The organism is Agrobacterium sp. ST15.16.055 (assembly GCF_027956555.1).
Classification (GTDB): Bacteria; Pseudomonadota; Alphaproteobacteria; order Rhizobiales; family Rhizobiaceae; genus Agrobacterium; species Agrobacterium salinitolerans.
This window is the reverse complement of record NZ_JAQKGN010000006.1, coordinates 22871-39967: the sequence shown is the minus strand read 5'-3', so window position 1 is coordinate 39967 and position 17097 is coordinate 22871. Positions and strand designations below refer to the sequence as shown.

16 protein-coding genes are annotated in these 17097 nt (G+C 60.2%); 5 read left to right on the top strand and 11 right to left on the bottom strand.

Annotated elements, in window-relative coordinates:
* The first annotated feature begins 114 nt into the window (after positions 1–114).
* From PL599_RS11305 to PL599_RS11295, 3 genes are read left to right on the top strand one after another with little or no spacing between them, the layout of a single operon-like run.
* Positions 115–1962, top strand: coding sequence for an extracellular solute-binding protein (locus PL599_RS11305; RefSeq protein ID WP_269825151.1), 1848 nt, complete (start codon positions 115–117; stop codon positions 1960–1962).
* A 39-nt stretch (positions 1963–2001) separates the two neighbouring features.
* Positions 2002–2670, top strand: coding sequence for a DsbA family oxidoreductase (locus tag PL599_RS11300; protein ID WP_077982079.1), 669 nt, complete (start codon positions 2002–2004; stop codon positions 2668–2670).
* 51 nt (positions 2671–2721) lie between these two features.
* Positions 2722–3654 carry a DMT family transporter gene (locus PL599_RS11295; RefSeq protein WP_077982078.1) on the top strand — a complete coding sequence of 311 codons (933 nt, stop codon included), beginning with the start codon at positions 2722–2724 and terminating at the stop codon, positions 3652–3654.
* A gap of 54 nt (positions 3655–3708) precedes the next feature.
* Here PL599_RS11295 and PL599_RS11290 read toward each other — a convergent pair whose 3' ends face one another.
* The 3 genes from PL599_RS11290 to PL599_RS11280 all read right to left on the bottom strand — a co-directional run bounded on the left by PL599_RS11290 (position 3709) and on the right by PL599_RS11280 (position 8265).
* Positions 3709–4053, bottom strand: a complete 345-nt coding sequence (locus tag PL599_RS11290) for a hypothetical protein (protein WP_092768576.1) — start codon at positions 4051–4053, stop codon at positions 3709–3711.
* Between the two features lie 398 nt (positions 4054–4451).
* Positions 4452–7949, bottom strand: coding sequence for a transcription-repair coupling factor (mfd, locus tag PL599_RS11285; protein WP_269825152.1), 3498 nt, complete (start codon positions 7947–7949; stop codon positions 4452–4454).
* Positions 7950–7953: 4 nt separating this feature from the next.
* Positions 7954–8265 carry an FAD assembly factor SdhE gene (locus PL599_RS11280; RefSeq protein WP_077982075.1) on the bottom strand — a complete coding sequence of 104 codons (312 nt, stop codon included), beginning with the start codon at positions 8263–8265 and terminating at the stop codon, positions 7954–7956.
* A gap of 189 nt (positions 8266–8454) precedes the next feature.
* Between PL599_RS11280 and recG the strand changes: the two genes are divergently transcribed.
* Together recG and PL599_RS11270 are read left to right on the top strand one after the other, a co-directional pair.
* Positions 8455–10560, top strand: coding sequence for an ATP-dependent DNA helicase RecG (gene recG, locus PL599_RS11275; protein ID WP_269825153.1), 2106 nt, complete (start codon positions 8455–8457; stop codon positions 10558–10560).
* Between the two features lie 12 nt (positions 10561–10572).
* Positions 10573–10845, top strand: coding sequence for a hypothetical protein (locus PL599_RS11270; RefSeq protein ID WP_269825154.1), 273 nt, complete (start codon positions 10573–10575; stop codon positions 10843–10845).
* Positions 10846–10870: 25 nt separating this feature from the next.
* Here the strand turns inward: PL599_RS11270 and PL599_RS11265 are convergent, their stop codons facing one another.
* From PL599_RS11265 to PL599_RS11230, 8 genes are all read right to left on the bottom strand, one after another.
* A complete protein-coding gene (locus PL599_RS11265; RefSeq protein WP_077982072.1) occupies positions 10871–11161 on the bottom strand; it encodes a type II toxin-antitoxin system RelE/ParE family toxin in 291 nt (96 codons plus the stop codon).
* On the bottom strand, positions 11158–11403 hold the full coding sequence (locus PL599_RS11260) for a CopG family ribbon-helix-helix protein (RefSeq protein ID WP_077982071.1): 246 nt from the start codon (positions 11401–11403) through the stop codon (positions 11158–11160). Before PL599_RS11260 ends, PL599_RS11265 begins: the two co-directional genes overlap by 4 nt.
* Before the next feature lie 114 nt (positions 11404–11517).
* Positions 11518–12186 (bottom strand): DUF502 domain-containing protein, encoded by a 669-nt coding sequence (locus PL599_RS11255; protein ID WP_077982070.1) that lies wholly within the window; start codon positions 12184–12186, stop codon positions 11518–11520.
* 13 nt (positions 12187–12199) lie between these two features.
* Positions 12200–12703, bottom strand: coding sequence for a GNAT family N-acetyltransferase (locus tag PL599_RS11250; RefSeq protein WP_137410516.1), 504 nt, complete (start codon positions 12701–12703; stop codon positions 12200–12202).
* Positions 12700–14526: a glutamine--fructose-6-phosphate transaminase (isomerizing) gene (gene glmS / locus PL599_RS11245; RefSeq protein WP_142912347.1), complete on the bottom strand. Its 1827-nt coding sequence runs from the start codon at positions 14524–14526 to the stop codon at positions 12700–12702. The genes PL599_RS11250 and glmS overlap by 4 nt, the downstream gene beginning before the upstream one ends.
* On the bottom strand, positions 14463–14705 hold the full coding sequence (locus tag PL599_RS11240) for a hypothetical protein (RefSeq protein ID WP_269825155.1): 243 nt from the start codon (positions 14703–14705) through the stop codon (positions 14463–14465). The genes glmS and PL599_RS11240 overlap by 64 nt, the downstream gene beginning before the upstream one ends.
* Before the next feature lie 25 nt (positions 14706–14730).
* Positions 14731–16092 carry a bifunctional UDP-N-acetylglucosamine diphosphorylase/glucosamine-1-phosphate N-acetyltransferase GlmU gene (gene glmU, locus PL599_RS11235; protein ID WP_269825156.1) on the bottom strand — a complete coding sequence of 454 codons (1362 nt, stop codon included), beginning with the start codon at positions 16090–16092 and terminating at the stop codon, positions 14731–14733.
* A 223-nt stretch (positions 16093–16315) separates the two neighbouring features.
* Positions 16316–17053, bottom strand: coding sequence for a FadR/GntR family transcriptional regulator (locus PL599_RS11230; RefSeq protein WP_077982066.1), 738 nt, complete (start codon positions 17051–17053; stop codon positions 16316–16318).
* Positions 17054–17097: the final 44 nt, after the last annotated feature.

Genomic DNA, 17097 nt, shown 5'->3' with positions numbered 1-17097 from the left:
AGATTTCCCGCACTCGCATGGGTCCTGCAATGTCCCTGTGCTACATATCTGCCAGAATCATGACGATAAACCATCGTAACGATCATCGGACGGATAGTTAGACAGGATAATGACATGCGCAACCTTGCGGCCTTCATCCCCGCATTGTTTCTTTTGGGATCATCCGTGCTTCCTGCTGGGGCAGCGCAGGCACAGCCGCTACACGGCATCTCCATGCATGGCACGCCTGCCCTTCCTGCCGATTTCCGGCACCTGCCCTATGTCAATCCGGACGTGAAAAAAGGCGGTCGCATTTCCTACGGCGTGGTGGGCACCTTCGACAGCCTCAATCCCTTTGTTCTCAAGGGAATGCGCACCACGGCGCGTGGTGTCTGGGACCCGGAATTCGGCAATCTGCTTTACGAGCCGCTAATGCTGCGCTCGAGCGACGAGCCCTTCAGCCTCTATGGCCTGCTTGCAGAAACGGTGGAATGGGACGATGAGCGCAGCTTCGTTCAATTCAACATCAATCCAAGGGCGAAATGGTCGGATGGTCAGCCGGTCACACCTGACGATGTGATTTTCAGTTTCAACCTGCTTAAGGACAAAGGCCGCCCGCCTTTCAACAGCCGCCTCGACGGCGTGGCCAAGATGGAAAAAATTGGCGATCGCAGCGTGCGCTTCACCTTCAACGACAAGGCCAACCGCGAAACCCCGCTCATTCTCGCCTCCTCCACGCCGATCCTGCCGAAACATGCGACCGATCCGGAAAAATTCGAACAGGCGGGCCTTGGCGATGTTATCGGCTCCGGCCCCTACCGAATCAAAACGCTGCGCCCGGGTGAACGAATCATCTGGGAGCGAAACCCCGATTACTGGGGCAAGGATATTCCCGGCAAAGTCGGCTTCGATAATTACGACGAAATCAGCATCACCTATTTCCTTCAGGTCACGACCATGTTCGAGGCCTTCAAGAAGGGCGATATCGACATCTACCCAGAGGGTGACGCCATCAACGGCACCTCCGACACCTCCCATTGGGGCCAGGCTTATAATTTCCCGGCCGTCCATCGCGGCGATATCGTCAAGGACGTGTTCCAGCCGCGCCTGCCGACCGGCATGTTCGGCTTCGTCTTCAATACACGACGTCCCGTCTTCGCCGACGAGAAGGTGCGCGAGGGCCTCACCTATGCGTTCGATTTCGAGTGGATGAACAAAAACATCCTCGGCGGCTCCTTCAAGCGCACCCAAAGCTACTGGCAGAATTCGCCGCTCGGCGCTTACGGCAACGCCGCCGACGAGCGCGAGCTGGCGCTGCTGGGCGACGCAGCGAAGACCATGTCGCCGGAACTGCTGGCCGGCACCTACGCCCTGCCCGAAACCGACGGCACGGGTGCCGACCGCAAGGTGCTGAAGATGGCCGTCGACAAGCTGAAAGAGGCTGGTTACAGCATCAAGAACGGTAAGATGTCCGATGCCAATGGGCGCCAGCTCGCCTTTGAGATCATGACGCAGAACCCGGCGCAGGAACGCATCGCGCTTGCCTATCAACGTTCGCTGAACCTGATCGGCGTCGCGATGGGCATCCGCTCCGTCGATGACGGACAATACCAGTCCCGCTCGAACAGCTTCGATTATGACATGATCATCCGCTCCCTGCCCTCGTCGCTTTCGCCTGGTATGGAGCAACTGAACCGCTGGAATTCGCTTTCGCGTGATGCGCAGGGGAGCTTCAACTATGCGGGTGTTGCCAATCCCGACATAGACCGGATGATAGAGGCGCTGTTGCAGGCCCGCTCGACGGAAGACTTTCAGGCAGCGGTGCGCGCCTACGACCGCCTGCTTGTGGCCGGCCATTATATAATTCCGCTCTATTACATCGGCGCCCAATGGATCGCACGCTGGAAATATATCGACCGCCCGGATATGACACCAATACAGGGCAATCAGAAACAGACCTGGTGGGACGCGCGGGCGCAATAACCTGCCACCGTCAGGTCGATCATATAAGGAACCTCAGCCATGGAACGAATCGTTGTTGACGTCGTATCGGACATGGTCTGCCCGTGGTGTTACCTCGGCAAGGCGCGGCTGGATCTCGCCATTGCCGAAGTGCAGGATGAAATCAGCGTCGACGTGAACTGGCGTCCCTACCGCCTCAATCCGGACTACCCACCGGAAGGCGTCGACCAGAAAGCCGCTCTCGAGGAAAAGCTCGGCAAGGAGCGCCTGGAACAGGCCCATGCCACCCTGGTGCAACTCGGCAAGGAAGTCGGCATCAATTACGATTTCGACGCGATCGAGATCGGGCCGAACACGCTCGACGCACACCGCCTGTCGCTTTGGGCTCATTCCGAAGGCCGCGATCTCCAGGAGAAGGTCGTGACCGGCCTTTTCAAGGCCAATTTCGAGGAAGGCCGCAATATCGGCGATCATGCTGTGCTGACAGACATTGCCGCAAAGGCTGGCATGGACGCGAAAGTGGTCGAGCGGCTGCTCGCCTCCGACGCGGACAAGGATACGATCGTTGCCGAAATCGACGCTGCGCAGCAGATGGGCGTCGCCGGCGTACCCTTCTTCATCATCGACCAGAAATACGCCATAAGCGGTGCACAAACGCCTGACATCCTGATTGCTGCATTGCGGGATATTGCAAAAATCAAGGCGGACGAGCATAGATCGATGAACTGACTGCCAAACCACCGGCGGTTTTCTGCAACTCGATTTTCCGCCGGTGTTTCCGTGTCCGACCAGACCCTGAAAGGCATTCTGCTCGCCTTTGCCGCCTTCGCTGCCTACGCCTGGAGCGATGCGAGCGTTAAACTCATAGAAGGCCAGATTTCGCCGATCGAATCGGTCTTTTTCGGCGCCGTGTTCGGCCTCGTCGCCCTGCCATTCATCCGCAAGCGCAATGACAGCTGGCTGGATGTGGTGAAGACGACAAACCGGCCCTTGTGGATCATCCGCTTTTTTGCCGCCGGCACGGGTGCCGTCGGCAGCGTGACCGCCTTTACCCATCTTTCCATGGCCGAAGCCTTCGCGTTGATCTTCCTGCTGCCTTCCTTCGTCACCATCATGTCGGTGGTGTTTCTGAAGGAACAAGTGGGCATCAAGCGCTGGTCGGCCGTCATCATCGGTTTCCTCGGCGTGCTGGTCATCCTGCGTCCGGGCTTCCGCGAACTCGGCATCGGCCATCTCGGCGCCATCATCGGCGGCTTCAGCGGCGCGCTCAGCATTGTCATTTTCCGCGCCATGGGCCCGTCGGAAAAGAATGTCTCGCTTTATGGTGCTGGTGTGCTCGGCTGTCTCACCATAAGCGGCATCGCGATGGTCCCGACCTTCATCATGCCAGCCGGCGAGCAATGGCTGCTGCTGGCGGGATACGGCCTGCTCGGCGCGCTCGGCAACGTATTGGTCATGTATGCCGCCCAATATGCGCCGGCCGCGATGATCGGCCCGACGCAATATAGCCAGATGCTCTGGGCCATCCTGTTCGGTTATCTGATATTCGGCGACCGTATCGACGGATGGATGCTGATCGGCATCGCCCTCATCGTCGGCTCCGGCCTGTTGACGCTGATCCGTGAAAAACAGAGAAAAGTACCGCTTCCCGCCTCGATTGCGGCTACCGACCAGAACGTGGCTGTTGGCATCACCCCGGAAGACAGCCGCTAGCTAAAAACGTGCAAAAACCGACGACGCTCTGCACACCTCCGGTCTGCCAGTCGATCAATCGCAAACCCTGACCCGATACATGTCGCCCCAGGCATTCTGCCTCCAGGCAACGTGGCAGCGCGGATAAACCGGCTGGTAAACAACCGGCGGGCCATAGACAGGCGCAGCATAGGTTGGCGGACCATAGGCAGGCGCATAATAAGCGGGGCCATAAGCGTAACCGGGATGTCTTGCCCCGGCGATAAGCGCTCCGCCGATGATCGTGCCTGCGATGCCGGCGGCAAGGCCACGGCCGAAATTATTGCGCGCTTCCGCCTGACTGGTGGTGGCAATTGTGGTGCCCGCAATTGTCAAAGCAACCAGACCAGCGGTGGCAAACCTGTTGATATTGGTCCACATCGTCCTGCTCCTTCATCACCCGGCGGCTTCACGATCCGCCGCACCGGGTATGAGGCAAAGATTACGCCCGCAAGACTACCGGCGCATGTCCGTTTCGTTACATCGCGGTAATTCTCGCTGAGCCTTGCGGGCTGGGTTTTCCGAGGATTGGCCATTTGTTAGCGGGCCGAAGGTGGGTGGAGCTTTACCCCCCCCTCTGCCCTGCCGGGCATCTCCCCCTCAAGGGGGGAGATCGATCTGCGGCTAGGTTTCGCCCCTCTCAACGTTTGAGGATGAAGCGAGGAAAGGGCCTCCTGCCGATCTCCCCCCTTGAGGGGGAGATGCCCGGCAGGGCAGAGGGGGGTAAACCCCACCCACCTTCGGTCAGTTGTCGAACGGGCACCCCCTGAAGCTCAAATCTACGACCGAGCCAGTTCCGCAAGCTGCGTCATGATCATTGCCGCACCCGTCAGCCGCTTTTCCGGCGTCGGCAGATCGCGGTTCAGAAACAGGCTGTGATCGGGGCGGATTTTCGCCATCGATCCCTGTTTGCCGATGTAACCGACCAGCGCGCCCGGATTCGGGAATTCCTTGTTGCGGAACTGCACGACAACGCCCTTCGGCCCGGCATCCAGCTTCTCGACATTGGCAATGCGGCAGAGAGACTTGATGTAGACGATCTTGAGCAGATGCTGCACCTCTTTCGGCAGCGGGCCGAAACGGTCGATCATTTCCGCGCCGAAACCGTCGATCTCGCTGATATCGGCAAGCTCGCCAAGGCGGCGGTAAAGCCCCATGCGCAGATGCAGATCGGGAACATAATCTTCCGGAATCATGACCGAGGTGCCGACCGAGATTTGCGGCGACCAGCCGCTATCCTGCACCTGCTCATCGCCCTTCACTTCGGCAACCGCCTCTTCCAGCATCTGCTGGTAAAGCTCGAAACCGACTTCCTTGATATGGCCGGATTGTTCCTCGCCGAGCAGATTGCCCGCACCGCGAATATCGAGGTCGTGGCTCGCCAGCTGGAAGCCGGCGCCCAGCGTATCGAGCGATTGCAGCACCTTCAGCCGCCGCTCGGCCATCGTCGTCAGCACCTTGTTGACCGGCAGGGTGAAGAGCGCGAAGGCGCGCACCTTGGACCGGCCGACGCGACCGCGCAGCTGGTACAGCTGGGCGAGGCCGAACATATCGGCGCGATGCACGATCAGCGTATTGGCAGTCGGCACGTCGAGGCCGGATTCGACGATGGTGGTCGACAGCAGCACGTCATATTTGCCGTCGTAGAAGGCATTCATGATGTCTTCGAGTTCACCCGCCGGCATCTGGCCGTGCGCCACCGCCACCTTCAGTTCCGGCACATCCGATTGCAGGAAGGCATGGATATCGGCGAGATCGGCAAGACGCGGGCAGACGTAAAAACTCTGGCCGCCACGATAATGCTCACGCATCAAGGTCTCGCGGATCACCAGCGGATCGAAGGGCGAAATGAAGGTGCGCACCGCCATGCGGTCCACCGGCGGCGTGGTGATAAGCGACAATTCCCGCACGCCCGTCATGGCAAGCTGCAAGGTGCGCGGAATGGGCGTCGCAGACAGCGTCAGCACATGCACGTCGCTCTTCAGCTCTTTCAGGCGCTCCTTGTGCTTCACGCCGAAATGCTGCTCTTCATCGATGATGAGCAGGCCGAGATTGGCAAAACTGATGCCCGCACCCAGCAGCGCATGGGTGCCGACGACGATATCGGTCTTGCCATCAGCCACTTCCTTTTTCGTCAGCGTCAGTTCCTTGGAGCCGACAAGGCGCGAAGCCTGCTGCACCCGGATGGGCAATCCGCGGAAACGTTCCGAGAAAGTGCGGAAATGCTGACGCGACAGCAGCGTCGTCGGCACCACCACCGCCACCTGCACGCCATTCATGGCGGCAAGGAAAGCGGCGCGCAGGGCCACTTCTGTCTTGCCGAAACCGACATCGCCGCAGATGAGCCGGTCCATCGGCCGGCCGGCACCGAGATCCTCGCGGATGGCTTCGATGGCGTTCAGCTGGTCTTCCGTCTCGTCATAGGGGAAACGGGCGGCGAATTCGTCATAAAGCCCATCCGGCGCTGTCAGTACCGGCGCATGGCGCACCAGACGCGCGGCCGCAATGCGGATAAGCTCATCGGCCATGTCGAGCAGGCGCTTCTTGAGCTTGGCCTTGCGCATCTGCCATGCGCCACCGCCAAGCTTGTCGAGCTGCGCTTCCGCCGCATCGGAACCGTAACGGGACAAAAGATCGATGTTTTCAACCGGCAGGAACAGCTTGGCGTCATCGGCATAATGCAGTTCCAGACACGCACGCGGCGCACCCGCCGCCTCGATGGTCCGCAGGCCGACGAAACGGCCTATACCATGTTCGGCATGGACGACCAGCGAGCCCTCGTCCAGCCCGGCCACTTCCGAGATGAAATCGGCACCGCGCTTGCGACGCTTCGAGCGACGCACCATACGGTCGCCGAGAATATCCTGCTCCCCGATGACGGCAAGGTTTCCAGTCTCGAAACCCGCTTCGAGGCTCAGCACCGCCGAGGCCGCCTCGCCTTTTCCGAGCTTCTCCACCTCTTTCAGCGAGGTGACCGCCTTGATTTTCTCAAGCCCATGCTCGTTCAGCACCTGCAGCAGCCGGTCGAGTGAACCTTCCGACCAGCCTGTTATAAGCACCTTCCATCCCTTGGCGCGGCGCTCGGCAATATGCTTCACGGCCAGATCGAAGACATTGACCCGTTCTTCGCTCTCGCCTTCGGTTGGCGGCCGCGCCCAGCGCGGCCCGACATGGGCATCGAGCGTGGCAACCGGACGGCCTTCGCTGTCCTGCTCGTTGAAGGGCGTCAGGCGCACCGCGTTGACGGCTGAGAGTTCCGCATCGAAACTCTTGCCATCGAGATAAAGCTGGCCGGGCGAAACCGGCTTGTAGGGCGCACCCTGCGTCGAGCCCTTGGTTTCGCCGGAGCTGCGGCGCGCATCGTAATAATCGAGCACCAGCTTGGAGCGTTCTTTCGCCGCCTCCCGCGCCGTATGATCGGTGACGATACGGAAGCCCCTCAGATAATCGAAAGCGGTCTCCAGCTGCTCATAAAACAGTGGCAGCCAATGCTCCATGCCGGCATAACGGCGGCCTTCGGAGACAGCCTGATAAAGAGCATCGTCACGCGTCGCCGCGCCGAACAGCGACAGGTAATTCTTGCGGAACCGGCTGATCGTATCCGGCGTCAGCGTCACTTCGCTCATCGGGTTCAGATCGAGCGAGCGCGCCTGGCCGATGGTACGCTGGCTGGCCGGATCGAAGGTGCGGATGCTTTCCAGCGTATCGCCGAAGAAATCGAGCCGCACCGGTTCTTCCGTGCCCGGCACGAAGACATCGAGAATGCCGCCGCGCACGGCGAACTCGCCCACCTCACGCACCGTTGCCACCCGGTCGAAACCGTTGCGCTCCAGCCGCGCGGCAATCTCCTCCATGCGAATCTGGTTGCCGGGGCGCGCCGAAAAGCCCAGGCTTTCGATAATGTCGCGCGGCGCCATCTTCTGCAGCATGGCGTTGACGGTGACCAGCACGATGGCCGGATGCGGCTTCTTGGCGTGAGAGATCAGACCGGAGAGCGCTGCCAGCCGGCGCGCAGAGGTGTCGGCGCTCGGTGACACGCGGTCATAGGGCAGGCAGTCCCAGGCCGGCAGCGTCATAACAGGAATATCCGGTGCGACGAAACCGAGGATCTGTTCGAGATCGGCGACCCGCTGGCCGTCCGACATCACATAGGCCACCGACGTGCCCGCCCGTGCCATGTCAGCAAGCAAAAGGGCTTCCATGCCTGATGGTACGTTTCCGATGGTCAGCGGCGTATCGGCCGACGACACCAGCTTTGCATCGAATCCGGCTATCATATTCTCAGGCTTTCAGGGTGTCAGTGGTGACGAGATCGAAATCGGGACGGTAGGAGGCGATCTTCTCAAACAGCGGGGTCTGGAATTTTTCCGGTATGGCAAGCGCGCCGGTCACCATCTTGACGAGGTCGTTATCCTCTTCCGCCATGATGACTTCCAGCTCATCGAGCTGCTCATCGGAAAGCCCGGCAATATTGTCTTCCGCGAATTGCCCGAGCACCAGATCCATCTCGCGAATGCCCCGGTGCCAGCAGCGGTAAAGAATCCGCCGGCGTCTCGGATCGAGGTCGGCACTCGTGCGCACCAGTCCAGTCATCGCATTCACCTTTCGGTTGATTAATCAACAAATTGTTGACTGCGACCTCCTATAGAACAGGAGGCGAACGCTTGGGAACCGGTTTTTATCGAAATAATGCCGAAGTAGTGAAAATCTGCCGGTGATAACCCGCCTTTGTGACCAGCGAAGTCTTGCATAAGCCGCCCCCTTCCCCGATTTTGCTGACCCATGCGCCCGGCCATTCTCGATCCGCTGTTTGCCTCCGTCGCCACCCTTGCCGGTGTGGGGCCGAAGCTTGCCGATCTTCTGGCCAAGCTCTTGAGCCGGGAAAGCGCCGACGACACCCGCGTGATCGATCTCCTGTTCCACGCGCCATCCAACGTCATTGACCGCCGCAACCGCCCCGGCATTGCGCTGGCCAGCCCCGGCGCCATTGTCACCATTCAGGGACGCGTCGACCGCCACCAGCCGCCACCGCCGGGAAACCGCTCCGCGCCTTATCGCGTCTTCCTGCATGACGAGACCGGCGAACTGGCGTTGACCTTTTTCCGCGCCAAGGGCGACTGGCTGTCCAAGGCCCTGCCCGTCGATGAAGAGGTTCTCGTCAGCGGCAAGGTGGACTGGTTTAACGGCCGCGCCTCCATGGTGCATCCGGATTTCATGGTGAAGCTTTCCGAGGCGGAAAACCTGCCTCTGGTGGAAGCGGTCTATCCCATGACCGCCGGTCTATCGCCCAAGGTGCTGCGCCGCGCCATCGAGGGCGGGCTGTCAAAGCTGCCGGCCTTCCCGGAATGGATCGACGAGACGCTCAAGACCAGGCAGGGTTTCGGCGATGTCGCTTCGAGCTTCCGTGAACTGCACGATCCGCGCGACAGCGCCGATATCGAACCGCAGGCCCCGGCGCGCAGGCGGCTCGCCTACGACGAATTCCTCGCCGGGCAGCTGTCACTGGCGTTGGTGCGCCAGCGACTGCGCAAGGTGGCGGGCCAGCCGATCCGCGCCAAGGGTGATGTCGCCGCAAAAATCCTGTCTCAGCTGCCCTTCTCGCTGACGGCGAGCCAAAGCGCTGCGGTCAAAGATATCCTGACCGACATGGCCGGCGAAGACCGCATGTTGCGGCTGCTGCAGGGCGATGTCGGTGCGGGCAAGACGCTGGTGGCGCTGATGGCCATGGCGACTGCGGTCGAGGCCGGCGGACAGGCGGTGCTGATGGCGCCCACCGAAATCCTCGCCCGCCAGCATTACGCCACCATCTCCAAACTCGCGCAGGCAGCGGGCATCACCGTCGAAGTGCTGACCGGCCGCACCAAGGGCAAGGAGCGCCGCGAGATCGAGGAGCGGGTGGCCTCGGGCGAAGCGCAGATCGTCATCGGCACCCACGCGCTGTTTCAGGACAGCGTGAGTTACAGGAACCTCGTGCTGGCCGTTGTGGATGAACAGCACCGTTTCGGCGTGCACCAGCGCCTGCGCCTCACCGCCAAGGGCATCACGCCGCATATGCTGGTGATGACCGCCACGCCCATTCCCCGCACACTGGTTCTGGCCGCCTTCGGCGATATGGACGTTTCCAAGCTCACCGAAAAACCGGCCGGCCGCAAACCCATCCAGACCGTGACGATCCCCACCGAACGCATCGGCGACATCGTCGAACGGCTGCGCGCAGCGCTAAAAGACGGCAAGAAGGCCTACTGGATTTGCCCGCTGGTGGAGGAGACGGAAGAATCCGACCTGATGTCCGCAGAAGAGCGGCATGCGGTTCTCTCGCAGATGCTTGGCGCCAATATCGGCCTCATTCACGGACGCATGAGCGGCCCGGAGAAGGATGCTGCGATGCTCGCTTTCAAGAGCGGCGAAACCCGGCTGCTGGTGGCGACGACCGTGGTGGAAGTCGGTGTCGATGTGCCGGATGCGACGATCATGGTCATCGAACATGCCGAACGTTTCGGTCTTGCTCAGCTTCACCAGCTGCGCGGCCGTGTCGGACGCGGCGACGAGGCTTCCACCTGTATCCTGCTCTACAAGGGCCCGCTCAGCGAAAACGGCCGCGCACGACTCTCCATCCTGCGCGACAGCGAGGATGGCTTCCTGATCGCCGAGGAGGATTTGAAGCTTCGCGGTGAAGGCGAGCTGCTCGGCACCCGCCAGTCCGGCACGCCGGGCTTCCGCATCGCCAGCCTCGAGGCCCATGCCGATCTTCTCGAAATCGCCCGCAAGGACGCAGCCTATGTCATCGAGCGTGATCCCGAACTGACAGGTCCACGCGGCGATGCCCTACGCACCCTGCTCTACCTGCACCGCCGCGACGAAGCGATTCGTTTCCTGCACGCTGGCTGAAAGTGAACGCCCATGAACATGATCGACCCGCGCCGCCCACCGCCCGCCTTCAGGAAAGGCTACGCGCTCTGCTCGCCGCAGAATATTCTGCAACCGGAGACATTTGCGAAAAGCGCGAAAAAGGCAATCGGCAAGGCGTTCAAGAAGCCCGGCCGCAAGAAGGCGTGGAGCCAGGCGCTGGAAGAAGGTTGGAGCGTGCGGCTGGTCTATATGCGGCTTTTCGTTCCCGTTTTCCACGCGACCACGACGGGGACAGAGATGGACGATCTGGATGACGAGGATTGATCGGGGCGCCTGAGAAATAGTTTGGTTAAAGTGCCGACGGCCATCGCTGCGAGGTGTGAATAACCGTCAGGATTTCGATATCCCGGCCAACACGATAGGCAACGATGTAGGAAATGTCGGACAGCACGGCTTCCCGCGTTCCCTTAATGCGCCCGACCCGTCCCATAGCTGGTTGATCCACCAACATGTCGGCCGCTGACACAATACGGGAAATCACGCGGGCGGCAGCTGCAGGATTGTCCGTTTCGATATGCCTACCGATTTCATCGAGCCGTCGCAGCGCCCGCACAGTCCAGCGAATTCTCCGGTCGCTCATGACGGCCGAGCGGACTTTACATATTTCCCGACAATGTTTGCCAGATCGTCTTGCGTTCCAAACTCGCCGCGATCCGCTTCCGCCAAACCGGCCTCGATTTCCGCGAGCTGCCACTCTTCGCGAGCAACAAAGTCCTCAATCGCCCGTGCCGCCATGTAGGACCGCGAGCGATCAAGCTTTTCCGCCAGCTGTTCAAGCTTGTTGGCAACTTCGTCCGGCAAGCGCACCGTGAATGCAGTCATGGTTGCGACCTTTCGTGGTTCACTATGATTATCGGTGAACCATATTGGTTCGTCAACCGTGGGCATGAAAACTCAAGGGAGAACAGAGCAACGAACCCAGTGCGTCACAAATCCTCAAACCGGCGCAATCATTTTCGGCGGCGTGAAATCCGGAGCTACCAGACCACCTGATATCAGCAGTTTCGCCGCATCTTCCGGCGTCATGTCCAGCATCACGATCTTGTCTTTCGGCACGAACAGCAGGAAGCCCGCCGTCGGCACCGGCGTGGGCGGCAGGAACACGGCGACCATCTGCTGGCCCATTTCGTTGAAACGATGGGCAAGCTCGCCCTTGGCCTCGGACGCGACGAAGACCATCGCCCAGGTGCCGGATGACGGAAACTCGATTAGGCCCACCTTCTTGAAGGAGTTCGAATGCTCTTTCAGAACGGATTCGAACAGCTGCTTGATGCTTTTATAGATCGGCCGCACCAGCGGCATGCGGTTGAGGATGGATTCGCCGACGCCGACGATCCATTTGCCGATCAGGTTGTTGCCCAGAAAGCCGATGAGTGTGATGCCGATGACGGCGATCAGCAGGCCGAAACCGGGGATCGCCACATCGAAATATTGCTCCGGATCGTAACGGGCCGGAATATAGGGCTTCACCCAGCTATCCGCCCATTGCAGGAAGCTCCACACCAGCCACATGGTGATGGTGACAGGCGCAAGGATCAGAACGCCCGTGAGGAAACTGTTGCGCAGGCGGGCTGCGAATGAAATTTTTACTGGAATATCGGTCATTTACCGTTCGGAATTAAGCGTTGTCGCCATCGAAACCCGGATGAAAACCGACAATGCCGGATGGAGTTCCACCATGCAAGCGAAGAACTGTGAAATATTCGTCAGGAATCCCTTCCGCGTTCACCCCATCGACATGGCGAAAACCGAAGCGGCCATAGTAGTCCGGATCGCCCGCGACGACCACGCCGGAAGCATTCAGACGCTCCAGGGCGGCAAGCCCGTCCCGCACCAGCCTGGAGCCGACACCCTGCCCCTGCCGTTCCGGCGTTACGGAAAGCGGCGCAAGGCAGAACCACCCGGTCTCGCCGCTGGTAAGCGTCACCGGCGAAAAGCCGACATGACCGATGATGCCTTCGCTGTCCTCGGCAACCAGTGAAACGGTGAGCGCACCTGCCCTGCGCAACCGCCCGACGATGAGATGCTCCGTCTTGTCGCTGTAATCGACGTTACGGAAGGCATCTTCCGTAACGCGAGCAATCGCCTCTTCATCCGCCCGCCGCTCCGGCCGGACGATCATTCCACCGTGACCGACTTCGCCAGATTGCGCGGCTGGTCCACATCCGTGCCCATGAAGACAGCGGTGTGATAGGCAAGCAGCTGGATCGGCAGCGAGAAGACCATCGGCGCAATCAGCTCGTCGACATTGGGGAGCGTGATCGTCGCCATGGTGTCGAGCGTGGAGGCAGCAGCCCCCTTCTCATCGGTGATGAAGATGATACGGCCGCCGCGCGCGGCGACCTCCTGCATGTTCGAAACGGTCTTTTCAAAGAAACGGTCATGCGGGGCGATGACGATAACAGGCATGTTCTCGTCGATCAGCGCGATCGGCCCATGCTTCAGCTCGCCGGCAGCATAACCTTCAGCGTGGATATAGGAGATTTCCTTGAGCTTCAAAGCACCCTCCAGCGCCAGCGGGAAGCTGGTGCCGCGGCCGAGATAAAGCACGTCCTTGAAGCGCGACAGATCGCGCGACAGCGCCTCGATCTGCGGCTGGATGAGGTTCAGCACCTTGCTCATGATGCGCGGCATCTCGATCAACTGCTGCACCAGCTCCTTTTCCTCGCCCGGCTTCAGCGTACCGCGCGCCTTCCCAGCGGCGATTGCCAAAGACGCGAGGACCGCAAGCTGACAGGTGAAAGCCTTGGTGGAGGCGACGCCGATCTCCGGGCCTGCAAGGATCGGGAAAATGGCGTCGGATTCCCGCGCGATGGTCGATTCCCGCACATTGACGATGGCGCCGATCTTGAGATCGTTTTCCTTGCAATAGCGCAGCGACGCCAGCGTATCGGCGGTCTCGCCCGATTGCGAGATGAACAGCGCCGCCTGCGATGGCTGAAGCGGCATTTCGCGGTAACGGAACTCGGAGGCGACATCGATTTCCACCGGCAGGCGCGCATAACGCTCAAACCAGTATTTACCGATCAGGCCGGAAAGATAGGCCGTCCCGCAGGCGGAAATGGCAAGGCCTGAAAGCTTGGCGAAATCAATGGCCGTGTCGGCCTGCTTCACGGTCTTGGAGGCGAAGTCCACGTAATGGCTGAGCGCATGGGAAATGACTTCCGGCTGCTCGTAGATTTCCTTTTCCATGAAATGGCGGTGGTTGCCCTTGTCGACCACATAGGCCGTCGCCTGCGATATCTGCCGCTCGCGCTTCACCGGTTTGCCGGAGAAATCGATGATCTCAGCACCCTGCCGGGTCACGATGGCGCAATCGCCATCCACCAGATAGGTGATCTCATTGGTAAACGGCGACAGCGCGATGGCATCAGACCCCAGGAACATCTCGCCCCGACCGTAACCAACGGCAAGCGGCGGGCCGGAACGCGCCGAGAGAAGCGTGCCGGGATCGTCCTTGAACATCACCACCAGCGCATAGGCACCCGTCACGCGGTTCAGCATCTTTAGCATCGCCTCGCGATGGCCGAGACCCTCGCGGGTATATTTCGCCAGAAGCTGCGCCACCACTTCGGTATCGGTCTGGGTGGTGAAGCTCGCACCCTCGACGGTCAGCTCCTCGCGCAGTTCGGCGAAGTTTTCGATGATGCCATTGTGGACAACGGCAACGCCATCGACGAAATGCGGATGGGCATTGGTTTCGTTCGGAACACCATGCGTCGCCCAGCGTGTATGGGCGATGCCGACCACACCCGGCAGCGGCTTTTCCGAAACCAGCTTCTCGAGATTGAACAGCTTGCCTTCCGCCCGGCGGCGATCCATCGCGCCATTGTCGATGGTGGCGACACCAGCCGAATCGTAACCGCGATATTCGAGACGCTTCAGCGCATCGACAAGCCGTTCAGCAACTGGCTGGGTTCCGACAATTCCGACAATTCCGCACATATATTTCTCCAGACGGCGATCTCTTCACCGCAACGTTCAGAGTATTTTCGCATTTCCCTGAAATGCAAAAATACTCCACCTTTTTGTTCTGACGCATTTCCGGACGTAAAACCGCTGCGCACTTTTACTGGAAATGCTTTAACCGTTTCCCTGAAATCGGCAATTACGCCGCCGGTCACTTTCGGTATCGCCCGGTAACGTCTTTCAAGAGGATTTTTTCTTCGCTTCCTTCAGCGCTTTCGCCCGCTCGCGCAGGGCGACCGCCCTGCCCGGTTTCACCTCCTGGCGCGCGCGCCCGAAAACCAGCGCATCGGCAGGCACGTCATCGGTAATCACGCTGCCGGAGGCGATATAGGCCCGCTCTCCAATGGTGACGGGAGCGACCAGCGACGAATTAGAACCGATGAAGCTGTTGGCCCCGATCCGTGTTTCGGACTTGTTGTAACCGTCATAATTACAGGTGATGGCACCCGCGCCGATATTGCTGCCTGCACCCACGAAAGCATCGCCGATATAGGTCAGATGGTTGACCTTGGCGCCCTCACCGATCTCAGCCTTCTTGACCTCGCAGAAATTACCGACCTTGGCATTGGCGTGCAAGTTTGCACCCGGACGCAACCGCGCAAATGGACCGACAACCGCACCCTCGGCCAGATAGGCCCCTTCCAGATGCGAAAACGCATGAATGATCGCACCCGGCTCGATCGTCACGCCGGGACCGAAAACGACGTTGGGTTCGATCAGGACATCCTGACCGATCTTCGTATCGAAGGAAAGGAATACTGTCTCGGGCGCGACCATCGAGACGCCATCGACCATCAGCTCATGACGGCGGCGCTCCTGCCAGAGCTTCTCGATAAAGGCCAGTTCGGCACGGTTGTTGCAGCCGACCAGTTCGTTTTCCGGCGCATCGATGGCGACGGCGCGGCGGCCGAGCGAGCGGGCGATCTCGACCACATCGGTCAGATAATATTCACCCTTTACATTGCTATTGCCGATACGGTCCAGCAGATCAAGGGCGTTGCGGCCGTTGATGGCCATCAATCCGCTATTGCACCAGGTCACCTTACGCTCCGCATCGGTCGCGTCCTTCTCCTCACGGATCGCGACAAGTTCGCCATCCTTGACCAGAAGCCGGCCGTAACCGGTCGGGCGGTCGGTATGGAAGCCGATGACGGCGACATCGGCGCCGGCGGCAATCGCCTCACGCGCCCGGTCGAGCGTTGCAGACGTGATGAGCGGGACATCGCCATAGGCAACGATGAGATCGTCAAAACCACGTTCGATAGCTGCGCGTGCGGCAAGCACCGCATGGCCGGTGCCCTTGCGTTCCGTCTGCACGAAAGCTTCCACCTCAAGGCCCGGCAGGCTTGCGGCCGCAGCGACATTCTCGGCATCGCGCCCGACCACCAGCGCCACCGTGCTGACGCCAGATCCAGCCACCGCCCCAACCACATGGGCGATCATCGGACGCCCGGCGACCGGATGCAGCACCTTGGATTTCGACGATTTCATGCGCGTGCTGTCGCCCGCTGCGAGAATAACGGCTAGAGAGCTGCGCTCCATAAGACCTCCAACACCGCGTCACCGACCGCAGGACGGTCAGGACGGCGGCATATGTTTGACTTCACGCCGTCCGGCAAAACGAACGGGCGCATCGGTAATTTCATTCCGAAATTGCTATAACGGCGGCCCACTTAAGAAACCATGCAAATCTGCACCAAATTTCCGCACCGATTTTCATCAAACGTGATTGCAACGGTATCCCATCCCGTTCCCTCGGTCTGATTTATCGCCGTGGATTGCGGGCAGTGAATTCCAGCACCTGCTGGCGGCCGTTTTCGATCAGCCTTTCCATCTCGCGGCGCGCTGCACCCTCATCGCGCAGGCGAAACGCCTCCACGAGCCGCAGGTGCGAGGCGGACACGTCGGAAATCTCATTGGGATCGGTTTCCGGGTTGCTCATCCGGAAAATGCCCACCAGAGCCGCCTTTATCAGCGAACCGACGGTGCGCATGAACGGATTACCGGACATTTCGGTGATGAGCACATGGAAATTCATATCCGCAAGCGCGCGCTTTTCCTTGGAATAGGCCGTATTGCCCATCTCGTTGGCGTAAGCGGCGAGCTTGGCGATATCGGCGTCCTGCGCCCTGATGGCAGCGAGCCCCGCGCCATAGGGCTCGAAGGCCTGACGGATATCGTAAAGATGCAACAGAAACTCGTCGCTGACGCCAGCCTCGAAATGCCAGAGCAGCACCTCGCTGTCGAACATGTTCCAGCTTTCGCGCTCCGTCACCCGGGTGCCGATCCGCGCCTTGGGGGAAATCATACCCTTGGCGGTCAGCGTCTTCATCGCTTCGCGCAGCACTGTGCGCGATACTTTCAGGCGGTCCATCAGCTCGGCATCGCCCGGCAGGATATCACCCGTCTTGAAGACGCCGGACACGATATCGAGACCGAGCTTGTGAACGACCTGTGCATGATTTGTCCGCAGCTTTCGAAAACCGATCGCCGCATCGAGCATTCCGCGCTGCAAGTGCCATATCCTTCCGTTCGGTTGGCGATCTT

Coding starts and splice junctions, on each gene's coding strand:
- PL599_RS11305 (WP_269825151.1), top strand. CDS start 115: ATGCGCAACCTTGCGGCCTTCATCCCCGCATTGTTTCTTTTGGGATCA.
- PL599_RS11300 (WP_077982079.1), top strand. CDS start 2,002: ATGGAACGAATCGTTGTTGACGTCGTATCGGACATGGTCTGCCCGTGG.
- PL599_RS11290 (WP_092768576.1), bottom strand. CDS start 4,053: ATGTGGACCAATATCAACAGGTTTGCCACCGCTGGTCTGGTTGCTTTG.
- mfd (WP_269825152.1), bottom strand. CDS start 7,949: ATGATAGCCGGATTCGATGCAAAGCTGGTGTCGTCGGCCGATACGCCG.
- PL599_RS11280 (WP_077982075.1), bottom strand. CDS start 8,265: ATGACTGGACTGGTGCGCACGAGTGCCGACCTCGATCCGAGACGCCGG.
- recG (WP_269825153.1), top strand. CDS start 8,455: ATGCGCCCGGCCATTCTCGATCCGCTGTTTGCCTCCGTCGCCACCCTT.
- PL599_RS11270 (WP_269825154.1), top strand. CDS start 10,573: ATGAACATGATCGACCCGCGCCGCCCACCGCCCGCCTTCAGGAAAGGC.
- PL599_RS11265 (WP_077982072.1), bottom strand. CDS start 11,161: ATGAGCGACCGGAGAATTCGCTGGACTGTGCGGGCGCTGCGACGGCTC.
- PL599_RS11260 (WP_077982071.1), bottom strand. CDS start 11,403: ATGACTGCATTCACGGTGCGCTTGCCGGACGAAGTTGCCAACAAGCTT.
- PL599_RS11255 (WP_077982070.1), bottom strand. CDS start 12,186: ATGACCGATATTCCAGTAAAAATTTCATTCGCAGCCCGCCTGCGCAAC.
- PL599_RS11250 (WP_137410516.1), bottom strand. CDS start 12,703: ATGATCGTCCGGCCGGAGCGGCGGGCGGATGAAGAGGCGATTGCTCGC.
- glmS (WP_142912347.1), bottom strand. CDS start 14,526: ATGTGCGGAATTGTCGGAATTGTCGGAACCCAGCCAGTTGCTGAACGG.
- glmU (WP_269825156.1), bottom strand. CDS start 16,092: ATGGAGCGCAGCTCTCTAGCCGTTATTCTCGCAGCGGGCGACAGCACG.
- PL599_RS11230 (WP_077982066.1), bottom strand. CDS start 17,053: ATGCTCGATGCGGCGATCGGTTTTCGAAAGCTGCGGACAAATCATGCA.